The 22,772-nt window shown below is 64.5% G+C and carries 21 protein-coding genes and 3 pseudogenes; 11 read left to right on the forward strand and 13 right to left on the reverse strand.

Annotated elements, in window-relative coordinates:
• The first annotated feature begins 231 nt into the window (after positions 1-231).
• From D6851_RS16835 to D6851_RS16845, 3 genes and pseudogenes are all read left to right on the forward strand, one after another.
• Positions 232-863, forward strand: a pseudogene (locus D6851_RS16835) (transcription elongation protein SprT).
• A gap of 121 nt (positions 864-984) precedes the next feature.
• Positions 985-1,620: a nucleotide-binding protein gene (locus D6851_RS16840; protein ID WP_017501684.1), complete on the forward strand. Its 636-nt coding sequence runs from the start codon at positions 985-987 to the stop codon at positions 1,618-1,620.
• Positions 1,620-1,904: a ribbon-helix-helix domain-containing protein gene (locus tag D6851_RS16845; protein ID WP_017501683.1), complete on the forward strand. Its 285-nt coding sequence runs from the start codon at positions 1,620-1,622 to the stop codon at positions 1,902-1,904. Before D6851_RS16840 ends, D6851_RS16845 begins: the two co-directional genes overlap by 1 nt.
• Before the next feature lie 44 nt (positions 1,905-1,948).
• Here D6851_RS16845 and D6851_RS16850 read toward each other — a convergent pair whose 3' ends face one another.
• From D6851_RS16850 to D6851_RS16885, 7 genes and pseudogenes are all read right to left on the reverse strand, one after another.
• Positions 1,949-3,052 carry a replication initiator protein A gene (locus D6851_RS16850; RefSeq protein ID WP_004213366.1) on the reverse strand — a complete coding sequence of 368 codons (1,104 nt, stop codon included), beginning with the start codon at positions 3,050-3,052 and terminating at the stop codon, positions 1,949-1,951.
• 984 nt (positions 3,053-4,036) lie between these two features.
• Positions 4,037-4,468: a hypothetical protein gene (locus tag D6851_RS16860; RefSeq protein ID WP_017501681.1), complete on the reverse strand. Its 432-nt coding sequence runs from the start codon at positions 4,466-4,468 to the stop codon at positions 4,037-4,039.
• Between the two features lie 78 nt (positions 4,469-4,546).
• The gene (locus tag D6851_RS16865; RefSeq protein ID WP_026109289.1) at positions 4,547-6,223 is read right to left on the reverse strand and encodes a type IV secretory system conjugative DNA transfer family protein; all 1,677 of its coding nucleotides are present in this window, start codon (positions 6,221-6,223) and stop codon (positions 4,547-4,549) included.
• A 2-nt stretch (positions 6,224-6,225) separates the two neighbouring features.
• Positions 6,226-7,139, reverse strand: a pseudogene (locus D6851_RS16870) (HEPN domain-containing protein).
• Positions 7,140-7,141: 2 nt separating this feature from the next.
• Positions 7,142-7,408: a hypothetical protein gene (locus tag D6851_RS16875; RefSeq protein WP_026109288.1), complete on the reverse strand. Its 267-nt coding sequence runs from the start codon at positions 7,406-7,408 to the stop codon at positions 7,142-7,144.
• On the reverse strand, positions 7,401-7,637 hold the full coding sequence (locus tag D6851_RS16880) for a conjugal transfer protein TraD (RefSeq protein WP_017501678.1): 237 nt from the start codon (positions 7,635-7,637) through the stop codon (positions 7,401-7,403). The genes D6851_RS16875 and D6851_RS16880 overlap by 8 nt, the downstream gene beginning before the upstream one ends.
• A gap of 37 nt (positions 7,638-7,674) precedes the next feature.
• Entirely contained in the window at positions 7,675-7,980 is a 306-nt protein-coding gene (locus D6851_RS16885) for a conjugal transfer protein TraD (protein ID WP_017501677.1), read from the reverse strand.
• Between the two features lie 176 nt (positions 7,981-8,156).
• Here D6851_RS16885 and traA point away from each other — a divergent pair, with 176 nt between their 5' ends.
• The 7 genes from traA (at position 8,157) to D6851_RS16920 (ending at position 15,021) form a co-directional block, all read left to right on the forward strand.
• A complete protein-coding gene (traA, locus tag D6851_RS16890; protein ID WP_017501676.1) occupies positions 8,157-11,093 on the forward strand; it encodes a Ti-type conjugative transfer relaxase TraA in 2,937 nt (978 codons plus the stop codon).
• A 9-nt stretch (positions 11,094-11,102) separates the two neighbouring features.
• Positions 11,103-11,840 carry a DUF6118 family protein gene (locus D6851_RS16895; protein ID WP_017501675.1) on the forward strand — a complete coding sequence of 246 codons (738 nt, stop codon included), beginning with the start codon at positions 11,103-11,105 and terminating at the stop codon, positions 11,838-11,840.
• On the forward strand, positions 11,840-12,109 hold the full coding sequence (locus D6851_RS16900; protein WP_010339208.1) for a TehB family protein: 270 nt from the start codon (positions 11,840-11,842) through the stop codon (positions 12,107-12,109). The genes D6851_RS16895 and D6851_RS16900 overlap by 1 nt, the downstream gene beginning before the upstream one ends.
• 8 nt (positions 12,110-12,117) lie before the next feature.
• The gene (locus D6851_RS16905; RefSeq protein ID WP_230190404.1) at positions 12,118-13,413 is read left to right on the forward strand and encodes a serpin family protein; all 1,296 of its coding nucleotides are present in this window, start codon (positions 12,118-12,120) and stop codon (positions 13,411-13,413) included.
• A gap of 49 nt (positions 13,414-13,462) precedes the next feature.
• Positions 13,463-13,996 (forward strand): hypothetical protein, encoded by a 534-nt coding sequence (locus D6851_RS16910; RefSeq protein ID WP_017501673.1) that lies wholly within the window; start codon positions 13,463-13,465, stop codon positions 13,994-13,996.
• A 96-nt stretch (positions 13,997-14,092) separates the two neighbouring features.
• The gene (locus D6851_RS18230; protein WP_274379067.1) at positions 14,093-14,224 is read left to right on the forward strand and encodes a hypothetical protein; all 132 of its coding nucleotides are present in this window, start codon (positions 14,093-14,095) and stop codon (positions 14,222-14,224) included.
• 32 nt (positions 14,225-14,256) lie between these two features.
• A complete protein-coding gene (locus D6851_RS16920) occupies positions 14,257-15,021 on the forward strand; it encodes an IS6-like element IS6100 family transposase (RefSeq protein ID WP_001389365.1) in 765 nt (254 codons plus the stop codon).
• Between the two features lie 309 nt (positions 15,022-15,330).
• On the opposite strand, the gene D6851_RS16925 is transcribed toward D6851_RS16920, so the two are convergent.
• The 6 genes from D6851_RS16925 to D6851_RS16950 all read right to left on the reverse strand — a co-directional run bounded on the left by D6851_RS16925 (position 15,331) and on the right by D6851_RS16950 (position 21,240).
• Positions 15,331-16,398, reverse strand: a complete 1,068-nt coding sequence (locus D6851_RS16925) for an alpha/beta hydrolase (RefSeq protein WP_095686819.1) — start codon at positions 16,396-16,398, stop codon at positions 15,331-15,333.
• 312 nt (positions 16,399-16,710) lie between these two features.
• Positions 16,711-17,439, reverse strand: a complete 729-nt coding sequence (gene istB, locus D6851_RS16930) for an IS21-like element helper ATPase IstB (RefSeq protein ID WP_095686818.1) — start codon at positions 17,437-17,439, stop codon at positions 16,711-16,713.
• Positions 17,426-18,937: an IS21 family transposase gene (gene istA / locus D6851_RS16935; protein WP_095686817.1), complete on the reverse strand. Its 1,512-nt coding sequence runs from the start codon at positions 18,935-18,937 to the stop codon at positions 17,426-17,428. The genes istB and istA (D6851_RS16935) overlap by 14 nt, the downstream gene beginning before the upstream one ends.
• Before the next feature lie 84 nt (positions 18,938-19,021).
• Complete coding sequence (locus D6851_RS16940) at positions 19,022-19,810, reverse strand: crotonase/enoyl-CoA hydratase family protein (protein ID WP_120326047.1); 789 nt, start codon at positions 19,808-19,810, stop codon at positions 19,022-19,024.
• 91 nt (positions 19,811-19,901) lie between these two features.
• Complete coding sequence (locus D6851_RS16945) at positions 19,902-20,903, reverse strand: NAD(P)H-dependent flavin oxidoreductase (RefSeq protein ID WP_120326048.1); 1,002 nt, start codon at positions 20,901-20,903, stop codon at positions 19,902-19,904.
• A gap of 16 nt (positions 20,904-20,919) precedes the next feature.
• On the reverse strand, positions 20,920-21,240 hold the full coding sequence (locus D6851_RS16950) for a nitronate monooxygenase family protein (protein WP_147395515.1): 321 nt from the start codon (positions 21,238-21,240) through the stop codon (positions 20,920-20,922).
• A gap of 117 nt (positions 21,241-21,357) precedes the next feature.
• On the opposite strand from D6851_RS16950, the pseudogene istA (D6851_RS16955) reads away from it, so the two are divergent.
• Positions 21,358-22,653: pseudogene (gene istA, locus D6851_RS16955) on the forward strand (IS21 family transposase); the annotation flags it as partial.
• Positions 22,654-22,772 lie beyond the last annotated feature (119 nt).

Genomic DNA, 22,772 nt, shown 5'->3' on the forward strand with positions numbered 1-22,772 from the left:
GCTTCATGGTGCCGGCGTGCGCCGGCGTCGATCCTGTTTGAAGGGGGAAAGGCGGTCCCGGCCGCCTCTCCCCCGCAACGGGATTAGACGGGGCCGTGCCTCGCTGCGCTGCGGCCGCACCACCCCCATCGAATCCCGCTGCCCCCCTCTCTCGCCGGCGTTCTTGGGCGTCCGTGTTCCGGCCGATGGCATGGCCATCGCCGAACAGGCGATTTGAAGGGAGTAAGGACGATGACCCACGAAACCCGCGAAAGCTGGCTCAATGCGGTGGCGGCGGGCATGGCCCCGCTGTTCGAGGTGCTGGACGCCCCCCTGCCCGACCGCGTGCGCGTGGCGATCGGCTTCACCAGCAGAGGCGCGAAGGCCAAGGCGATTGGCGAGTGCTGGGATAATCGGTTGAGCGCGGACGGGCATTTTGAAATCTTCATCCGCCCGGACCTGGCGCACGCGCCCGACGCGATGCCGGCGCAGATCGCAGCCATCCTCGCGCATGAGCTGGTCCATGCCGCTGTCGGCATCCCGGCAGGGCATGGGAAGACGTTTAACGGGTCGCCCTTGGGCTGGGGCTGGTCGGGCCGATGCGCGCCACCACCCCCGGCGAGGCGTTCCTTGCGGCCATCGCGCCGATCCTGGAGTGCGTTGGCCCCCTCCCCCATGCCCGTCTCGACACGGACGGGGAGTCGACCGCGCCCAAGAAGCAGAAAACCCGGATGCTCAAATGCGAGTGCGCGACGTGCGGCTATACCGTGAGGACCGCGCGCAAATGGCTTGAGCAGGCCGGAGCGCCGCTTTGCCCGATCGAGGATCACGGCCAGATGGAGCATGAGCCGCTGGACGATGACGACGCCGAACCGGAGGAATGATGCGGCGCGCTTTCGTCATTTCAGATTCAGCGCCTCCCTATCGTCATTTCGGGAACGACAGGGCTTCCCCTCCCGGTCTATTGTGTATACAAGTATAGGATTATACGTGTAGGAGTGTAGCATGAAGGTTCTCGCCATTCTCTCACAGAAAGGCGGCGTTGGGAAAACGACGCTCGCGACCTGTCTGGCAGTCGCGGCCGAGCAGGCGGGCAAGGTCGCCGCGATCATCGACCTGGACCCGCAGGCGACGGCCTCGTTCTGGAAGGACGTGCGCCAGCTCGACACGCCCGCCGTGGCGTCGATTCAGCCGGTGCGCCTGCCCGCTATGCTCAAAGCCTGCGAGGACGCCGGCACCGATCTTGTCGTGATCGACGGGGCGGCGGTCGCGCGCGACGTGGCCTATGAGGCAGCGCGTCACGCTGATTTCATCCTGATCCCGACTAAGACGGCCGTGTTCGACACGATGAGCATGACGCACACCCTCGACGTGGTGCGCCAGCTCGACCGCGCCTTTGCCGTGGTCCTTACCTTCGTGCCCCCGCAAGGTCAGGAAACTGGCGATGCGATTCAGGCCGTGGCGGAGCTAGGCGCGACGGTTTGCCCGGTGACGATCGGCAACCGCAAAGCCTTTTTCCGCGCCCAAGCCGCAGGCCGGGCCGTGCAGGAGTTCGAGCCGCATGGGCCAGCGGCCGACGAAATCCGCCGACTATACGAGTATACAAATATACGCCTATACAATCAGGCGGAGGTGGCGTGATGGCGAAGGGCGGAAACAGTCTGCAAGCGGTGCTGAACCGCGCCAAGGCGGACGGAGACGCGGCCCCGGCCCCAGCGTCGGCGATCGAGCCGGTAGACGTGACCCGCAAGGCCCCGCCGAGCGGCCGACAGGGGACCAAGCTGATTGGCGGGCATTTCCCTCCCGAGGTCAGCACGCAGCTTCGCATTATCGCGGCCGAGGAAGGGACGACCGTTCAAAGCCTGCTGGGCGAGGCGCTGGACGACCTGTTTGTGAAGAAGGGAAGGGGGCGCATCGCCGGCTAGTATAGATGTATACAATTATACACCTATACATCTATACACCTATACTAGCGCAAGGGGGCAGTCTTGTGCTTGTTGCGACAGAAGCCGATGAAGGCGGCGCGGGGGCTTTTCAGTTCCGGCCGCCCGCTGTCGATCCACCATGACACCCATTGGTCATAGAGCGCGTAAACGTCATAGCCAGGCGCAACGCTCTTGGCGTCGTGGAAGCCTTCGGGGTCGATATAGGGCCGCTCGGGTTCCGCCTCGATCGCCTCGACCGTATCCAGAGCCTCGCGATTGCGGAACGTGACCGTATCGCCGTTCATTTCCACGGCATAGTCGGGCAGATGATCGTGCGCGACGAGATCGCGCAGCATCGAGCGGAACACGCGCAAATGGCTACTCGCGCCGGTCTTTTTCTGTAGCGTTTCGACCGAGATCGACCATTTTTCCTGCGCGCCGCAATGCTTGCGCGCCAGCTCGTAGATACGCCGTTCGAGCGGCTTGCGGAGGCGGAAATAGTCGCGATGGAGCGTCAGGACGCTGCGCCCCTCAACCATCTTGAACAGCCAGTCGGATAGCGTGACCTTGATTTCCGACATTTGGCCGGAGCGGGTTTGCCGCACGATCCGCCATTCATTGATGAGGCCGAAACCTTCGGTGATTTCCTCGCCATCGGCCTTGATATTCGTGGTGATCCGCGTCCCCGACAGCCGCTCGAACGCGCTCCGCAGCCGGTCATAGCCGTCGCCATCGGTTTGCCGGTTGGTCCACACCAGTAGATCGCGAGCAGTGAGGTGCAAGGTGCGGCTCGGTCGCTCCCCCTGGTTCATCTTCCCGATGAGCTGGGAGATGCAGTAGATCAGAATATCCTTGTCGTGGATCGTCGCCAGCCCTTTGACGCTGGGGACGATTTCGAGCTTGTTGCCGTTATGCTCATAGCGGAACACGCGCCGATCGGGCTTGGTCGCGAGCGAGAAAATCGGATGCTCCATCGAGGCCATGTCATCCTTGGGGATGGCGTCGAGAACATCGCAAATGAACAGATCGGGATCGGGGTAGCGAACAGGCAGCAGGGGAGGGCGTCCCTCCGCGCCGTTCGGGGTTTCATTGACGGCAAGCGGGAGTTCGGGGTTTCGTTGACGGTCAGGCTCGATTCGGGGTTTCATTGACGCGCACCGTAGATTCGGGGTTTCATTGACGCAACGGAAAAGTTCGGGGTTTCATTGACGGGTGATCGCGATTCGGGGTTTCGTTGACGCAGATTCGGGGTTCTGGAGTCACCAGATTCGGGGTTCCGTTGACGCCGAGGGCAAAAAAACGCCCGATTATTCTAATATTTTCAGTTGCTTATGAAACCGCCAAAATCCCGTAACACGACTCTTTAACCCATATATTAACACTAGGCCGACCTGTGGATAACTTTAACCGCAGCGCCCACTCGACGCCGGATCATCGTGGTTTCACCCACCAGCGTCCCGCCAGATCGAACAACTTGTCCTGATTTTCGGGACAGAGGCAGCATGATCCACTCGCGCCGCGCTACCGGCACCGGTCAGAGGGAAGAAAAGCGCCGCCTCTTGGGGGCTTCGCCCCCGCCGGCTCGCGGCCTTCGGCCGCCCCGGATCGCTTTGCGATCCTCCCACCCGGCATCCCCATGATGAGCCGGCTTCGCCGGCACGCTTTTTGCTAGATTGAGGATCGTTTAAACGCCCCGCTTCTATCGACACCACAGCGCCAGCGGCACCGTCGCAATTGGCTTTCCAGGAAAGCCAGGCGGATAGGGCGGTGATCGAGCCGAGAGGGCAGGGGAGGCGGAAACGTCGCAGCAGGGGCGATTTCCGGGCCGCTGGGCTTCATTCTGGACGTTTGGCAGGCCGGGGAGGGTCCAAGCGGCAATGGCGCTCTACGGGCTTCCCATGCGGCCGATTTCTGGAAAGCTAGATCCTCGCGAGGTCGGGGATCGAAACGGCGAGCCTCAAGGTTTGTGCGCCAGGCAACGATTTCACGGATTTGGCCCCGAACATTGCTGCGGGAGAGGGCGGAATCCTACGCCAAGAGCCGGCAGGGCAGGGCGCGGAAAGTCCGCTAAACAACGCCAAGGGCGAACAGACGGCGAACATGTATATTTGTATACGCCTATACATTCGCGCCTAGTGGCGCGTCCGCTTCGGTGGCGTCGGCGCGGCCATCAGCTCATCAAAGGCGGAGTCATCGCCCAATGCGTAGCGGCGCAGCGGATCATCCTCGGTCATGCGGCCGGCCTGGACTTCGCGCCATGTCACATATCGCAGCCGGCTCCGGTCCAACGCGCCATCGACAAGACATTCCGCGCGCAGGAACATCCATATCTGGCCCTGCCGGTGCTGGGCGAAGGCTTCAAGATCGCCGTTCGTCTCTTGGAGATGCACCGCCACAAGATCGCAGACGAGATTGAATATCCGCATGAGGCCGAGCCGGCTTTCCTCATCGGTGATCGCTTCGTGCAGCTCCAACACTTCGTCGCGGATCGCCGGAAGAGGTGCGGAACCGCTCTCTCCATAGGCCATGAGCCGGTCCCAAAGATCAATGACGCGTTGGTCCATATTCTATCCTTCCGCCCTTGGCGGCAGTTCTGACACTATACAGCAAACGGCCTTTTTCACTTCGTCGATAGTGTCCGTTCACGCCTTGTCGAACTTCCCGGCGAACTCGCGATCGGCGTAGTAGCGCAGCTTGGCGGCGACGATCGGCCGTTGCCCCGCAAGGAACAGGAGCTGCAAATCCTCGCGCAGCGTGCGGACTTCATCCGGCGTCAGCAACGGCCGCGCTACATGCTGCGATCCGAACGATATGCCGGTTTCCTCCGCGTCGATCGCGCGGCTCATCGTCTCGAACACGACTGTCTCCTGGCCGAGCAGATCGGAGACGAGCCTGGCGCTGTCGTGATCGTTGACGCCGAACACTTGCAGCACGCCGGCGTTGGACAGGAAGGTGCCGGCGCGGCGCTCGTAGAGCGCGCGGAGCTGGTGAACATCTTGCAGGATCGGCCAGAGCTGGATGCCATAGCCGGCCATCAGGCCCATCGCGCGCTCGACGGGTTCGAGGCGGCCGAGGGCGGCGAACTCATCGAGCAGGAACAGGACGGAGCGGGCAGGGGAGGACGGCGCGCGCGCCAGATCGGTCAGCCCTTGCGCGAGCATCAGGCGCAGCCAGCGGGCATAGGTGGCGAGCCGATCGGGCGGCAACACCAGATAGACGGTGGTGGCGTGCGCCTTCACATCGGCGAAGGTGAAATCCGAGCGCCCCAGCACGGCCGACATGCGCGGCGAATCGAGGAAATGGGTATGGCGCTGCGCGGCCGACAGCACGCCGGCGGCCTCGCGATCGGACTTGCCCAGGTGGCGGTTCGCGGCGCGGGCGATCAGGCCGCGCGCCTGCGTGCTGCGCGACATTTCCCGCAGCATCCTTTGGAAATTATCGGGCGCGAAGGTGAGGCAGTCGCGCACCGCTTCCAGCGTGCGGTCCTGGCCTCGCGATTCCGGGTCGCACGCCACCCACAGGAGGATGCCGGCGATCAGCGCCTTGGCTTCCTCGTTCCAATGCGCCTCGCCGGCTTCGCCGGGAGCGTCATAGACCAGCGCGTCGGCCAGCGTCATGCAGTCGTCGGCGAGATCGAGGCCGGCAGGGTCGATGCGATCGAGCGGATTGAAGGCAGCGCCGGGAAGGCCCGTCACCCCGAACGGATCGAGGACATGGACCGGGCCGAACTTTGCCCGATGGCGGGCGGTGATGCGGGCATTCTCGCCCTTGGGGTCGATGCAGACGACCGGGCCGGGATAGTCGAGCAGGTTGGGAATGATGGTCCCCACGCCCTTGCCGGTGCGCGTCGGCGCGATCGTCAGCAGATGCGAGGGGCCGGCATAGCGCAGCAGCCTGCCGTTCTTGCGGTCGCGGCCGATCAGCAGGCCGTCGCCATTTTGGGCGAGGGGGCGAGTTTCCCGATCGGTGGCGAAGCGGGCCGAGCCGTGCGTGGCATCGCCGGCAGGGCCGCCGTAGCGCAGGATCAGCGGTTGAAAGAGGGCGCGCAGCGCGACGAGGATGACGACGATCGCCGTCAGCATCATGACGGTCTGATAGATATGGGAATCGTGGGCCAGGCCGAGCAGCCTGCCAAGAATGAGCGGCACCCCAAGCCCCAGCACCAGGCCGGTGATGAGGAACAGGACCAGGACGCCGAACAGGTGGCGGATGAGGGCGACCGGGCTGGTGACGAGGGCCGTGATCGCCCATATCGGCTGTTCGCGCGCGAGCCGCGCGAGGTTGCGGATCGCGCGGCCGAGCTGGCGGAACCATTCCATCATCAGGATTCCCTCCCGCTGTCGTTTTCGAGATGTTCGGCGCAGATCGCGGCGGCGATCGTGTGGAGATGCTTCACGCGGTCAACGAGCCAGGCCAGTTCGTCGGGGGTGATTTCATAGGCATGGGAATAGCGCGCCTCGACATAGGCGCGCTGGAGCTGCGCAAAATGGCGGCGGGCGGCGCGGGTATCGCGCGGCCAGGCTTCGATCAGCCGGGGATCGAGATTTTCGGCAAGCGAGCGCAGGATGCCGATGCGGTGCGATTTGGGCGCGTAGAGCGTCAGGACGAGCAGCAGGCCATGATAGGCGCGCTCGACGGCCTGGTGGAGCATGAACGCGGCATGGTTGGTCTCGCCGTCGCGGATCGCATATTCGGCGAGCGTCAGGCAGTATGCGGCATCGGGGAGCCACTTGTCATAATGCGCCCTGGCTTCGGCGTGGCGTTCCTGCGCGTCGAGCTGGCGCGGCACGGCGAGGCGCTGTCCCGGCGCTTCGTAGAGGGCGATCCCATCGCGGGCTATGTCGGCGAAGAAGGGACGGCCGCGCGCGAGCTGGTCGTTCACGTCCATCAGCGAATGGACGATGAAATTGACGGGCGTGGCGAGCTGGCGGGTGACGGTCAGCTCGCGCACCAGATGATCGTCGGCGACAGCCCACCATGTTGCAGATCGGTGAAGGTCTCGGAGTTGACGATGACGAGCAGATCATAGTCGGAGATATAGCCGCTGGCGCGATCCTCGACCCAATCGCCGCGCGCGTAGGAGCCGAACAGGATCAGCTTGAGGATGCGGCCGCCCTTGCGCTTGTCGGAGAGCTTGGTTTTGACGGCATCCTCAAATTCATCGAACAGGACGCGGGCGACCCGTTCCAGCTCGCGGCGCTTGGCGGCGGGAAGATGATCGAGGCCGGCGCGCATGGTCAGCGCGCTTCGGGCAGGTCGATAGCGGTGATGCCCTGAGCGGCGGCGATGGCGTCCACCAGGCTATCGACGGTTTCCATGCGATGGCTGGGCCAGTCGCGTGAGACGGTGACATAGCCGGCGTCGGTCTGGACGTTGATGATCGCCGTGGCGGGCAGCAGATCGAGCAGGGTTGCGAGCTTGTCCTGAATATCGGGGGTGATGTGGTCGATGCCGGGGCCGACCATCAGGAGCTGCCAGGAAAGGCGCGAGGTGTCGTCAGTCATGGGCGGTCTGTTCCTTGCTGTCCTGTCCTTCCGCTTCCGCGTCGAACGCACGTTTGCCGCGCCGCTTCCAGAGCGCGAGCGCGTTGCCATCATCACGCGCGCGGGCGGCAAGATCGAGCATCGCGCCGTAGAGCGTTGCGCGATCGTCGTCGGCCAATTCGACGAGGCCGGCCTTCTGGACGAGGCCGCCCAGCTCTATGAGATGGCGGGTGCGTTCGCGGCGCTGCACGACCCATCCTCTCGTATCGGTGCGGCGCTTGGCGGCTTCAACCCTGTGCCTCGCCTGCGCCAGTCTGGTTTCCGCTTTCGCCGTTGCCGCCAGAGCGTCGCCCAGCCTTGCGCCCGCGTCCCTGAAAGAAGGCCGCGCCCCGCGAGCGCAACGCCTCCTTTTCGCCAGCGTCGGCCGATTCCACGGCAGCGAGCAGCGCGCCGGCGAGTGTGTCGAGATCGAGCGCATCGGCCCCGGTTGCCGTCACCAGTAACCCAAGTTGCTCGATCTTCTTGGCCTTGATAGACTTGGCCTTGTCGCTCAGTGCCCGCAATTCGGCGTCATAGTCGCGCGTTTTTCGCATCACTCTCTCCCTCGCGCCCGTCGAACAGGAGCCGCACAGTAGCACGATCGCGCTGGCAGGACAGCGGTTCCATCATGAAATGCGGCCAAGTCAATCACGCGAACGGCAGAGAGTGGTGAGTGCGCGCTTATACGTCGTTGCCGACGTGCGCTAAGAAGGGCAGTATAGCGGCTGTCATGGCGATCTACCATTTCTCGGCCAAGGTCATCAGTCGCGCCAACGGATCGAGCGCCGTTGCGTCGGCTGCCTATCGTGCGGCGGAACGGCTGCACGACGACCGGCTCGGGCGCGACCATGATTTCTCGAACAAGGCCGGCGTCGTTCATTCGGAAATCCTGTTGCCCGAAGGTGCGCCGGAGCGTTTAAACGACCGCACGACCTTGTGGAACGAGGTCGAGGCGGGGGAGGTCAGGAAGGACGCGCAGCTTGCCCGCGAGGTAGAGTTCTCGATTCCGCGCGAAATGAATCAGGTGCAGGGCGTCGCGCTCGCCCGCGAATTTGTCGAAAAGCAGTTTGTCGAACGCGGCATGGTCGCGGACCTCAATGTCCATTGGGACATGGGCAAGGATGGGATGCCCAAGCCCCACGCGCATGTCATGCTGTCGATGCGCGAGGTGGACGGGGAAGGGTTCGGGAAGAAGGTCCGCGAGTGGAACCGAACCGAGCTGTTGGAGAGGTGGCGCGAGGCATGGGCGAACCATGTCAACGAGCGGCTTGCCGAGCTGGATATTGATGCCCGCATAGATCATCGCACCTTGGAGGCACAGGGGATCGACCTGGAGCCGCAGCACAAGATCGGGCCAGCGGCATCGCGTATGCCCGAACAGGGCCTTGAGGCGGAGCGGGTCGAGGATCATGCGCGGATCGCGCGCGAGAATGGCGAGAAGATCATCGCCAATCCGGAAATCGCGCTCGACGGTATCACGCGGCAACAGGCGACGTTCACGCGGCGCGACCTGGCGCAGTTCGCGTTCCGGCACAGCGACGGCAAGGACCAGTTCGACCAGGTGATGAGCGCGGTGCGGACCAGCCCCGAGCTGGTGGCGCTGGGCAAGGACGGACGCGGCGAGGACCGCTTTACCTCGCGCGATATGATCGACACCGAGCAGCGGTTGGAACGCGCCGGCGATCGGCTTGCTGGACGGGAGGGGCATGGTCTCCCGGCGGCAGCGTGGAATCGTGACGCCGCCGCCGGAAGTGGGGGCCTGACACTCGGGGCAGAACAGCAGGCCGCGCTGGCACATATCACCGGCAAGGGCGATCTTTCAATTGTGGTCGGCTACGCCGGCACCGGCAAATCGACCATGTTGGGCGTTGCGCGCGACGAATGGGAGCGCGCCGGCTATCAGGTGCGCGGCGCGGCCCTGTCGGGGATCGCGGCCGAGGGCTTGGAAGGCGGCTCCGGCATCCAGTCGCGCACGATCGCCAGCATGGAATATCAGTGGGGCCAGGGGCGCGAGCTGCTAGGTCCGCGTGACGTGCTGGTGATCGACGAGGCCGGCATGATCGGCACGCGCCAGATGGAGCGCGTGCTGTCAGAGGCCGAGCGGGCAGGGGCTAAGGTCGTTCTTGTCGGCGACGCCGAGCAGTTGCAGGCGATCGAGGCCGGCGCGGCGTTCCGCGCGCTGGCCGAGCGCCACGGCGCGGCCGAAATCAGCGACGTTCGCCGGCAGCATGAGGACTGGCAGCGCGACGCCACGAAGGCGCTGGCGACGGGCCGCACCGGCGAGGCGATCCATGCCTATGAGCAGCACGGCATGGTCCACGCGGCCGACACGCGCGAAGCTGCGCGGGGCGAGCTGGTGGGCCGCTGGGACGCGCAGCGGCTTGCCGATCCGGACAAGACGCGGATCATCCTCACCCACACCAATGCTGAGGTGCGCGATTTGAACCAGGCCGCGCGCGAACGTCTGCGCGACGCCAGCGAGCTGGGGGCGGACGTGCGCGTGTCGGCCGAGCGGGGGCCACGCGACTTCGCCAGCGGCGACCGCATCATGTTCCTGAAAAACGAGCGCGGCCTTGGCGTGAAGAACGGCACGCTGGGAAAGGTCGAGCGCGTTTCGCCCGACAGCATGGCGGTGCAGCTCGACGATGGCCGGAGGATCGCGTTCGACCTCAAGGACTATGCCCATGTCGATCATGGCTATGCCGCGACCATCCATAAGTCGCAGGGCGTGACGGTGGATCAGGCGCATGTGCTGGCGACGCCGGGGATGGACCGTCATTCGGCCTATGTCGGCATGTCGCGGCACCGTGACGGGGCGCAGCTCCACTATGGGCGTGATGATTTTGCCGATCAGCGTCAGCTCGCCCGTGTCCTGTCGCGTGACCGCGCAAAGGACATGGCCGGCGACTATGGGCGTGAGGGCGCTACGGCCGAGCAGGACCGGGTGCGTGCGTTCGCCGAGCGGCGCGAGATCCGGTTCCCGGAACTCGCGCGGGAGATGGTCGCCAAGGTGCAGGCGAAGGCCAAGGGCATGTTCGCCGGCTTCCGCCCGAAACCGACGTCGCCCGAGCCGGTGCGCGACGGCAAAGGGGGGCCGATCAACACCGGCTCCGAGCGGGGATCGCCCGCGCCCAATCAGGCCAAGGCGATCGAACGCTATGCGCGCGTCCAGGCCGATATGGACCGGATGCGCGAGAAGGGCTTGCCTGTGCTCCCGCACCAGAAAGAGGCGCTGGCGAAGGCCGGGGACGCGCTCGATCGGTTGCGCCCCCAGGCGGCTCGGGATTTGGCTTCCGCGTTCGAACGCAACCCCGCACTGGTGCGCGACGCGGCCGAAGGCAAAGCCGGCGGGGCGGCGCGGGCAATGGCCGAGGAAGCCCAGGTCCGTTCCAATCCCGAACTGCGTGCCGACCGCTTCGTGGAGCGCTGGCAAGGTATGGCGCGCGAGCGGGCCGAGCTCGCGCGCAGCGGCGATCGTGCCGGCGCGGAGCGCACGGCCAAGAAGATGGATGGCTTGGCGGGAGGACTGCATCGCGATCCGCAGCTCGAATCCGTGCTGCGGCGGCGCGCGCCCGAACTGGGGCTGGAGATGCGCCGGGATCGTCCGATCAGCCAGGAATTGACCCGTTCGCTGGAAATCGGCCGCGATCGAGGGTTGAGCCGATAAGGAGAGACAATGGCGGACGAGGAATGGGAGGAAGGCGGCGACGCGGCGGCGGAAGCATTCGAGCAGGTGCGCGCCGCGGTCGAGCAGCAGCGCGGCGAGCTGGCATTGATGCGCCGCGCCATCGAGGGACTGGCGGCCGAGCGCGCCAGCATCGACGTGCCCGACTATTCCGAGACGCTGGGGTATGTCGTCCAGGGGCTGGACGGCATCAACGGACGCCTGGACCAGGTTACGACGGCCATCGTGAAGTCGCCGGCGCTGGCGATGACGCCTGCACAGGTTTCGGCGCAGATCAATCGAGCGGCGGCCGACCTTCGCAGCGCCGACCATGCCGCCCTCGCGACCGCCACCGACGAGATGAAGCAGCAGGGGCGCGAGCTGCGCACCGTCGTTCAATCGGCGCTGACGGCGCGGGATCAGAAGGACCGTCAACTATGGTTCGGGTTGAGCGGGTTGCTTATCGGCATCCTCCTCTGGTCCTTCCTTCCCGGTATGGTCGCGCGCGAGATCGCGCCGGCGAGCTGGCAATGGCCCGAACGCATGGCGACGCGGGCTCTTGCCGAGGCGACACCGTGGGATGCCGGGCAGCATTTGATGGCGAGCGCGTCACCGGCGAGCTGGGAGGCGATCGTCGCGGCCGACAGGTTGCTGCGCGACAATCGTGAAAAGATCGAAGGATGCCGGCAAGCGGCAAGGAAGGCGGATCAGCCGGTGCGATGCACGATCCAGGTGGGAGTGAAGAGATAATGGTGATTCCCTACCGCTCGACGCCCATATTCGATGAGGCGACATTGCCCGCTGCCCTGCGCTCCGAACATCGCACCAAGGCCGGTGTGTGGGGCGTGATCCGGGTCATCGAAGGGAGATTGAAGCTCACCTATCTCGACCCGGCCTCGGAGGTGGTCCTTACACCTGACCGGCCAGGGCTGATCTTGCCCGAACAGCCGCATTTCGTGGAACCGCTCGGAGCCATGCGGATGCAGGTCGATTTCTACGATCAGCAGCCAAGCCTTTAGGGAGAGCCATGCCTAAAACAGCCTTGTCATACCCGCTTCTTGCCATCCTCGCGCTTGGTGGCTGTGCGACGCGCGACCCGGCACCGAGTCCCGGCTCGCTTCCTACAAGCCTGTCCCGGCCCGACGCCGAGGCTTTGCCGCATGACCTGACCTATGGCGCGGCGTTAATGACCGTCAAGGTCTACCCGCACCTGGCAGCGAAGGCCGATGCAAACGCCAATCTGTTCATCTCCCCGGTCAGCTTGTCGCAGGGCCTGGGGCTCGCCTACCTTGGCGCGCGGGGCGCCACGCGCGAGGAGATTGGCCGCGTGCTTGGTTGGGATTCGTCCCGCAACGTCCCTGCGCTCATCAAATCCTACAATGCCCAGCTTAACGACACCGGCGATGCCGATACCGCGCTCGGCATCGCGAACGCGCTGTGGCTGGCGAAGGGATTGCCGGTCCGGGACGAGTATGTCGCCGAGGCGCATGCCGGCTTCGGAGCGGCTCCGGAAACCGTCGATTATGCTGGTGATCCCACCGGAGCGGCCGAGCGGATCAATGGCTGGGTTTCGCGCGAGACGAAGGGCAGGATTTCGGAGATCGTCTCTCCGAGCGGCTTCGGGGATGACACCGCCGCTGTGCTGACCAACGCGCTTTACTTCAAGGCGAAGTGGCAGGTGCCGTTCGAGGAGACGGAAACGCGGTCCTTCACGCGTGGCGACGGCACGCGCATCCCGATCACGATGATGAAGCGGATTGGCCGGTTCGACTACCGCGAGACCCGGGAAGGGCAAGCGATCGCGCTGCCTTATGGTCGCAACGGTCGTTTCGTGATGGAGATTTTCCTGCCACGTGACGCGGCAACCCTGCGCCGCTGGGAGCGTGAGCTGAAGGGTGTCGATTTCTTCGCCGGCGAGCAGGGCGGCAATGATCGTTTCGACCTGTCCGCGGAGCAGGCTCGCGAGATGCGGATCGTTCTGCCCCGCTTCGAAGCGAGGTTCGATGAGAGCGTGAAGGCAGCGCTGATCGCAGCGGGCATGCCAAGCGCCTTCGACCAGCAGCGTGCGGACCTGTCGGGGCTCGCCAGCGGTGCGCGCCTCGCGATCGATGACGTGGCGCACGCGACCTTCCTGCGCGTCGATGAGGAGGGCACCGAGGCGGCGGCGGCAACCGCAGTCAAGATCGTCGTGACCAGTGCGCGGATAGAGCCTCAGGTGCCGGAGATGGTGGTCGATCGTCCTTTCCTTGCCACCCTGCGAGACCGAAAGAGCGGCGCGGTGCTGTTTTTCGGGCGCATCGCCGATCCGACAGCGATTCCATAGGCGCACTCAGGCCATGCTCCGTTCAGCCGTGCGGGCGTAGCCTCCCGGTATGATGATGGTGTCGCTATCGCGAGCGATCGGCACGGCTCTGGCCGGTGCGGCGTTGAGCGCGTCCACGCCCGCCATGGCGTGCTCCTGCATCCTGCCCGACAATATCGAGGCAGCGGGACGCGCGGCGTTCACCAAAGCCGATCTTGTTGGTGAGTTGGAGATAGGGCGGGCGCCGGTGACGGCACCGCGCAGTTTCTGGTGCGGGTCGGACGGACGAGCACGACCATGGTTCAGGCCCGGGCATAAGATCGAGCAGAGCCGCCCCGCGCGCGTTATCAGCATCACGAAGGGCCGCGTCTCGGGACCAATTCGCATCCGCACCAGTCCGGTGATGAACATAGGTGGCCGGTGCGGAATGACCGGGAATAGCTGCCAGGTGTCTCTCGGCCGAAGCACCGTTCGGACCGGCCCCATGCTGTTTCGGCGTGTTGCGCCGGGCACCTATGAACCCTTGGACGTTTGCACCCAGTCGGCGTTCACCACCTGGCTCGAACAGCGCCAGAAGCGTCGCGCACTCCCGCAGACGCGGTAACGCTTCGAGGAACCATCGATTTCTTGAATCACCGGCGTGCCATTGATTCAAGAAAGTCGCCGGACTTGGAGAGGCATAATTCGTAGGCTCCGCGCCATGAATGGCGCGAACCTGTCCTTGCCCGAGCCGATCGAGCTGGTGGCGCTCGATCCGGCGCGCAACATCCGCCGGCGCTACAGCATCACCGCGAGCCTCGATCGGCTCTGTTGCAAAAATCGTGAAGCTTGAGCATGCTTGGCGGAGATTGGACGGACGGAACGATGACGGATTTCAAGTGGCGCCATTTCCAGGGTGATGTGATCCTGTGGGCGGTGCGCTGGTATTGTCGCTATCCGATCAGCTATCGCGACCTTGAGGAAATGCTGGCGGAACGCGGCATTTCGGTCGACCATACGACGATCTATCGCTGGGTCCAGTGCTACGCCCCGGAGATGGAGAAGCGGCTGCGCTGGTTCTGGCGGCGTGGCTTTGATCCGAGCTGGCGCCTGGATGAAACCTACGTCAAGGTGCGGGGCAAGTGGACCTACCTGTACCGGGCAGTCGACAAGCGGGGCGACACGATCGATTTCTACCTGTCGCCGACCCGCAGCGCCAAGGCAGCGAAGCGGTTCCTGGGCAAGGCCCTGCGAGGCCTGAAGCACTGGGAAAAGCCTGCCACGCTCAATACCGACAAAGCGCCGAGCTATGGTGCAGCGATCACCGAATTGAAGCGCGAAGGAAAGCTGGACCGGGAGACGGCCCACCGGCAGGTGAAGTATCTCAATAACGTGATCGAGGCCGATCACGGAAAGCTCAAGATACTGATCAAGCCGGTGCGCGGTTTCAAATCGATCCCCACGGCCTATGCCACGATCAAGGGATTCGAAGTCATGCGAGCCCTGCGCAAAGGACAGGCTCGCCCCTGGTGCCTGCAGCCCGGCATCAGGGGCGAGGTGCGCCTTGTGGAGAGAGCTTTTGGCATTGGGCCCTCGGCGCTGACGGAGGCCATGGGCATGCTCAACCACCATTTCGCAGCAGCCGCCTGATCGGCGCAGAGCGACAGCCTACCTCTGACTGCCGCCAATCTTTGCAACAGAGCCCGTCGATGCTCTGCCGCGTAACTCGAGCGGCTTCGTCGATCGAGCCGCTGTGGATCTCGCCCATGGCGGCGGCGGGTACCCCAGCGTCGGCTAGGCTCTCAAAGGCATGATCTGCCCGGCCAGGACGAACCAGACGCCATGTAACCAGATGTCGGTGAGGGCCGACACTGGTTGCACGGCCTCTGCTAACGCGTTTTTCGATTTAGCGATACGATGGCTGAACCCCGGATCGATCCGTGACCCGGGATCCGCTCCTTATCGATCGGCTCTGAGATACTTGCGCTGCTCCGCCACGACCTCCCGCATGGCCGCCTTTGCGTCCCGGCAGAAATACGGCATGTTGACATAACCGTGCGGCATGGCCGTGTAAGCCGTGAGCCTTGTCGGCACACCCGCGTCTCGCAGTGCTTCCGCATAGGCCACGCCGTCATCGTAGAGCGGATCGTAGCTCGCGATCTGAACTAGCGCTGGAGGTAGGTTTTCCTTGTCACGCGCCCGCAGCGGCGACAGCCGCCAATCGTTCGTCGGGTCTCCTTTCCCGGCATAGGACTCCTCGAAAGCGTCGAGCGCATTTCCGACGAGCACCGGCCCTTTCATATTCTGGCGTCGGGAGCGCGTCGAGTTCCGCAGATCTGTTGCAGGATATAGAAGCACCTGGTGATCGATGACCGGTCCACCTTGTTCGCGCGCCATCAAGGTTACGGCGGCTGCGAGATTTCCGCCAGCGCTCTCTCCCATGACGCCTAGGCGCTTCGCGCGCGCGCCGAGCATCTCCATGTTACTCGCAGCCCATGCGAGCGCATCGTAGCAATCGTGCAGGCCCGCCGGGAACGGGTGTGTAGGTGAGAGACGATAATCAACGGAGACGACGATAGCGTCCAGGTCGCGCGCGATGGTGCTCGCAATCCAATCGGCCGTGCTGAGATCGCCAACCGCCCATCCACCACCGTGAAATTCCACGACGAGGGGCCGAGGCGCGGTCTCGAGCGCCTCGGGCGTGTATATCCTCACCTTGATCGGGCCGTCGCGTCCTTCGATCGACTTGTCCACGCACGTCACCCCGTCGCGCTTGAAGCCCATGATGGCGCCCTTCAGCGCCCCGCCGGACCTTCCTGCGGACGCCATCTTTCCCGACGCGAGCAGATCGACCGTAATGTCGCCTGCACCGGCCATGATGCGCGCGAGTGCTTTGACGCGCGTCGGGAGGGGCTGCTTGATTATGGGAACTTGCGTGAACGATGCTTGATTGACCGAGCGTGCTTCCGCAGCGTCAAATAGGTTGATCGCGGCTCCTGCGTCACGCTTTCTGCTTGCGACAATCACGGCCGTTGCGGCAAGTCCGAGTCCGACGCCTAATAGCGTAGTCGAAGTTCGGGATCTGTTCACACCGCGCGCTCCTATCTGGTTTATGGACTGCTAAGATCGGCTACGTTCCTCGAAGGTACCCATCACCGCCCCGTCTGTCAATCGGCGTCCAAAAAGGACCCCCTATCGGCGTCCAAAAGAGACCCCCTTCGTCGAGCAGCGTGACAGGTATGACGGGCGCGCCGTTCGCGCTGGTTGCGGCGTAGGGCGGGCGTAGCCCGACCGGAGGCGCAACCAGCGCGAAGCGTTCTCTGCCGGGTGCCTCGGGCGTCAGCTGCGGTGTTTGAAGCGCCAGCTGTCGTTGCCGGTCTCGACGATGTCGCAGTGGTGGGTAATGCGGTCGAGCAGCGCGGTGGTCATCTTGGGGTCGCCGAAGACAGTCGGCCACTCGCCAAAGGCGAGGTTGGTCGTGACGATGACGGAGGTGCGCTCGTAGAGCTTGCTGAGCAGGTGGAAGAGCAGCTGGCCGCCCGAGCGGGCAAACGGCAGGTAGCCGAGCTCGTCGAGCACCACGAGGTCGAGACGGAACAGCTGGTTCGCAAGCGTGCCGGCCTTGCCGAGGCGGGTCTCCTCCTCGAGCCGGTTCACCAGGTCGACCGTGTTGAAGTAGCGGCCGCGAGCGCCAGCGCGCACGACGTTGGCGGTAATGGCGCTGGCCAGGTGCGTCTTGCCGGTACCCGTTCCGCCGACCAGCACGACGTTGCGCCGACCGGGGAGGAACGAGCCGCTGTGCAGCGAGCGCACCAGCCCCTCGTTGATGGGGGTGTCGTCGAAGACGAAGGCATCGAGGTCCTTCACGGCCGGCAGTTTGGCGGCCGACATCCGGTAGCGGACCGACGCTGCATGGCGGTGGGTCGCCTCGGCACGGAGCAGGTCGGTCAGGATCTCCATCGTCGTGCGCTTGCGCTGCAGCCCGGTGGTCACCGCCTCGTCGAAGGCGCCAGCCATGCCCTTGAGCCCGAGCTCGGCCATGGCCGCCATCATCTCATGCCGCTGCATGGAGACCTCGCAGGCTGTCGTAGCGGTGGCAGTCGGCACGAGGCGGATGGCGTAACGCCAGGTCTTCCGGCGTGACGATGACCAGCGGCCGGGGCGGCTCGCGCCGCCGTGCCAGGATGTTGAGGATGACGTCGTCACTGGTGACACCGGCCAGCAGCGCCTCGCGCACGGCCGCTTCCACCGCTTCCAGCCCGTCGTCGAGCACAGTCGCCAACACCCGCACGAACCGCCGGTCGGCATCATCACCGGCGCCGAGCTTACGCCGCAGTCGTGACAGCGCGGGCGGCAACTCCCAGTCCTGAAACGGCGCGCCGTTGCGCAGGGCGCCCGGCTTGGTCACCAGCACCGGCAGATAGTGCCACGGGTCGTAGATGGTCCGGTCGCGCCCGAAGAACCGGGGATGGTCGGCGACGACTTCACCGTCGCAGCGCACGACAATGCGGTCGGCATAGGCGCGGACCTGCACCGTCCGGCGCACCGCTTTGGCGGAGACGGAGTAGCGGTTGCGGTCGAAGCTTATCAGGCACGTGCCGCTCACCGCGTGCTCGCTCTCGTGGAAGCCGTCGAAGGGCGCGACGACCGGCTGGAGCACGCCACGCTCGGCAGCCCATGCCTGGGCCACCGTCAACTCCTTCTGCTCGGGATGCTGGTGCATGTCCGCCCAGCGGCGACACTCCGCCTCCAGCCAGCCGTTCAGCTCCTCGATGCTGGCAAAGCGCAGGCGTGGCTGGAAGAACCGGCCGCGTGCCGTCTGCACCTGGTTCTCGACCTGGCCCTTTTCCCAGCCGGACGCTGGCGAGCACGCTGTCGGCTCGACCATGTAGTGGTTGGCCATGACCAGGAACCGCCGGTTGAAGACCCGTTCCTTGCCGGTGAACACGCTCGTCACGGCCGTTTTCATGTTGTCGTAGATGCCACGCGTCGGCACGCCCCCGAAGAAGGCGAACGCCCGTGCATGTGCGTCGAACAGCATCTCCTGCGTCTCGCGGGGATAGGCCCGCACGTACATCGCCCGTGACGCGCACAGCCGCACATGGGCGACCTTCAGCCGCATCGGCTTGCCCGCGATCTCGACGTCCTCGTGACTCCAGTCGAACTGGTAGGCCTCGCCCGGCCGGAACAGCAGCGGGATGAACGCCGGTGCATCCATCACGTCGCGACGCCGCGCCTGCCGCCAGCGGGCCGCATAGCGCCGCACCGCGTCGTACGAGCCGTCGAATCCCTCGCGCAGCAGCAGATCGTGGATACGCGTGATGCGCAGCTTCTCGCGCCGGGACCGCGCCTCGTCTTCCTCCAGCAGCGCGTCGAGCCGCGCCTGGAACGGTCCCAACTTCGGTAACGGCTGAACCTCTCGCCGGTAGGCCATGTCCGCCTCCGGCGCCCGAACCGCCTTACGCACCACACCACGCGACAGATGCAGGTCGCGCGCTATCGCCTTGATGGCCTTCCCCGACGCGTGCTCGCGTCGGATCCTCAACACCGTCTCCAATACCAACATCCCGATCTCGCCGCCTGACACACCGCCAAGCGTGCAGCCTAGACCACCGGGATGAGGGGTCTTTTTTCGACGCCGATCACCCCGCTACCGGGGTCCTTTTTCCACGCCGATCCACAGCCCCGTCCAACGCGGAGACCGCTTTTCCGCGAACGCTGCCGCCCCCTCCCGCGCATCCGCCGACTCGAACACCTGCGGAAGCAGTTGCGCCTGACGGGCCCAACGTTCATCCGCGGGCCAGCTGCGCGCCTCGACAATGATTTGCTTCGAGACGCGGACGGCGATCGGACCATTGGCGCTGATCGCGGAGGCCATCGTCAGCGCGCCATCGATCGCGGGACCATCGACAACCCTGTTTACCAGGCCGATCTCGTACGCGCGTCGGGCATCGATGAAATCGCCTGTCAGGGCGAGCTCCATCGCTATGCGCGAGGGCACCTGCTCCGGTAAGCGGATCAGCCCTCCCGCGCCCGCGGCAAGACCGCGTTTCGCCTCGGGAATGCCGAATTTCGCATCGGCGTTGGCGACGACGAGATCGCACGCGATCATGAGTTCCAATCCGCCAGCGAGGGCGTAGCCGTCAACAGCCGCGATCAATGGCTTCTTCGGCGAAGAGAGCGTGAGTCCGCCGAAGCCTCTACCTTCGACGGTAGGTGTCTCTCCGCGGAGGAAGCCCTTTAGATCCATGCCGGAGCAGAAGGTGCCGCCCGCGCCCGTGATGATACCGACGCGCAAGTGATCATCGGAATCCAGTCTGTCCAGAGCGGCGGCGATGCCTTCGGCGGCGGCCTTCGTCATCGCGTTCTTGGCGTCCGGCCGGTTGATCGTGATGACTAGGACGCCATCATCATCGCGTGTGAGAACCTCGTCGTTCACTTATCTACTCCTTAGATGAAGATGTGCGCCACACCGCCGAACCTGTGCTTCCGGAGCTGGCGTCGGTTAGGTCAAGCGGCAGGCGCGTCCGTCAGCGCGGACGGGGCGTCTTGCCGTGCAAGAACGCGCCGAGCCTATCATTGATTATGTGCTCCGCTTCGGAGATCGTCCGCTCAATCAATTCTTTGCAGGTCGGGATGTCATGAATGATGCCCTGAACCATGCCCGCCCAGAAGATGCCCTTCGACAGATCACCGGTGCGAAGCACTTCCTTTCCGGCCGAGCCCGCGACGAGTTCCTGCACGTCCGAGAAGCGCGCATCCGGCTCTGCCAGTCGCCGGACGACTTCGTCCGACACCTCGTTTTTCCCGACACGAGCCGTATTCTTGAAGTTACGGAAGATGAGGTTCGATCCTCGTTCATCGTTCTTCAGGTACTGCTGCTTCACGTTCTCATGGATCGGCGCCTCCATGGTGGCGCAGAAGCGCGTTCCCATGTTGATGCCCTCCGCTCCGAGAGCTAGGGCGGCGATCAGGCCACGACCGTCACCGAAACCGCCGCTCGCGAGCATCGGGATCCGCACCTTGTCGGCCGCGGCCGGGATCAGGATCAGTCCCGGGATGTCGTCCTCCCCGGGGTGGCCTGCGCACTCGAAGCCATCGATCGAGATGACGTCGCATCCTGCCCGCTCGGCTGACAGGGCATGTCGAACAGCCGTGCATTTGTGGAGGATGGTGACGCCGTGCGGCTTCAGCATCTCCCAGATCTCCCGAACCGCGGGCGTGCCGGCCGTCTCAACCGTCTTCACGCCACCCTCGATGATCGCCTGGGCATACGCCTTGTAATCCGGCGAGTTGATGGTCGGAAAGATTGTGAGGTTTACCCCGAAAGGCTTGCTGGTCATCGAGCGGCAGCGCTCGATCTCGTCGCGGAGAGCCGATGGCGTAGGTTGGCTCAGGCCGGTCAATATCCCGAGGCCACCAGCTTCGGAGACGGCCGAGGCCAACTCGGCCACACCGACGTTCTGCATGCCGCCTTGAACGATCGGATGCTGGATCTCCAGCATCTCGGTAATACGCGTCGTGAAGGCCATTATTCTCTTCCCTTTCCTATCGGCTCGGTCCGGCGCGCTGCCAGATCGCGTCCAGGTGGGCCAATCTGCCTCGCCAGTCCGGGACCGATAATTTCTCGAGGTCGGCGATGAGCCGCTCGACGAGAGAGCTTACCGGCTCGATCGACTCGATGAGACCTACGCTGTGCCCCGCGCTCCAGATCTCGCGCCACGGCTTGGCGGGCATTGGCGTTCGGATCGCGGGTAGACGCAAGGGATCCAAGCCGATGGATCGGATCGAGGAGGTCAACCAGTTCGCCGGCACGCCGTTCATCGCCGCTGATACTACGATCTCGTCGATCTCCGCCTCTTCGATCATGGCCTGTAGATTGCCACTGAGATCTGACCCGGGAGGGGCATAAATTTCCACTGAGAAGTGACCCATGTTCTGACCTTTCCCCAGGCTTTTGCGTCGGGGGAACAAGGAGTGATCGACATGGCGTTACTGAGTGTAATTCGACGCTGGCATTTCCGTCAGCATATCCCGATCCGGGAGATTGAACGGCGCACCGGACTGTCGCGCAATACGATCCGCAAGTACCTGCGGGCGGATACGGTCGAGCCGACGTTCAAGGTTCCGGCACGTCCGAGCAAGCTGGACCCGTTTGCCGAGAAGCTATCGGCGTGGCTGCGGATCGAGGCCAGCAAGTCGCGCAAGCAGCGGCGCACGGCCAAGCAGATGCACGCGGATCTCATGGTTTTGGGTTACGATGGTTCCTACAACCGCGTGGCGGCGTTCGTGCGGGCCTGGAAGGCCGACCGTCAACGTGACGCCCAGACGAGTGGGCGCGGGACTTTCGTGCCGCTGGTGTTCCAGCCAGGCGAGGCATTCCAGTTCGACTGGAGCGAGGACTGGGCCATAATCGCCGGTAAGCAGACCAAGTTGCAGGCCGCACACACCAAGCTGGCGCACAGCAAGGCCTTCATCGTGCGGGCCTATCCGCTCCAGACCCATGAGATGCTGTTCGACGCCATAACCCAGGCCTTCCGGGTTCTGGGCGGCGTGCCGCAGCGCGGGATATTCGACAACATGAGGACTGCAGTCGACAAGATAGGCACCGGCAAGGCTCGCCAGGTCAACGCCCGCTTTGCCGCCATGGCGAGCCACTATCTGTTCGAACCCGAGTTCTGCAACCCGGCCTCGGGATGGGAGAAGGGCCAGGTCGAGAAGAACGTGCAGGATGCACGGCGGCGACTATGGCAGGTGATGCCTGCCTTCCCGGATATCGATGCGCTCAATGTCTGGCTCGAGGTGCATTGCATCGCGCAGTGGAGCCAGATCCAGCATGGTGTTCTGCCCGGGACCATTGCTGATGCACATGCCGCCGAAGTTGCCAGCCTGATGCCGCTGGGGCGGCGCTTCGACGGCTTCGTCGAGCATGCCAAGCGGGTATCCCCGACCTGCCTGATATCGTTCGAGCGCAACCGGTATAGCGTGCCTGCCTCCTTTGCCAACCGGCCGGTGAGCGTGCGGATTTACCCCGAGCGCATTGTCGTCGCGGCCGAAGGACAGATCCTGTGCGAACATGAGCGGGTCATCCAGCGATCCCATGATCAGCCGGGACGGACGATCTATGACTGGCGGCACTACCTCGCGGTTGTTCAGCGCAAGCCCGGTGCCCTGCGCAACGGCGCCCCCTTCACCGAGATGCCGACCGCGTTCCGGCAACTGCAGGGCCAACTTCTGCGGCATCCCGGCGGCGACAAGGAGATGGTGGAGATATTATCTCTATGGACGGCTCTCCCTTTGCAAGCGGCATTGAAACGTTCTGCGTGGATCAGTTGCAAACATCTATCCGGCGTCAGCTGGTTGTCCAGAGCGCCCAAATGGGAAATCCGCACACGCGCACC

Source organism: Altericroceibacterium spongiae (assembly GCF_003610805.1).
Classification (GTDB): domain Bacteria; phylum Pseudomonadota; class Alphaproteobacteria; order Sphingomonadales; family Sphingomonadaceae; genus Altericroceibacterium; species Altericroceibacterium spongiae.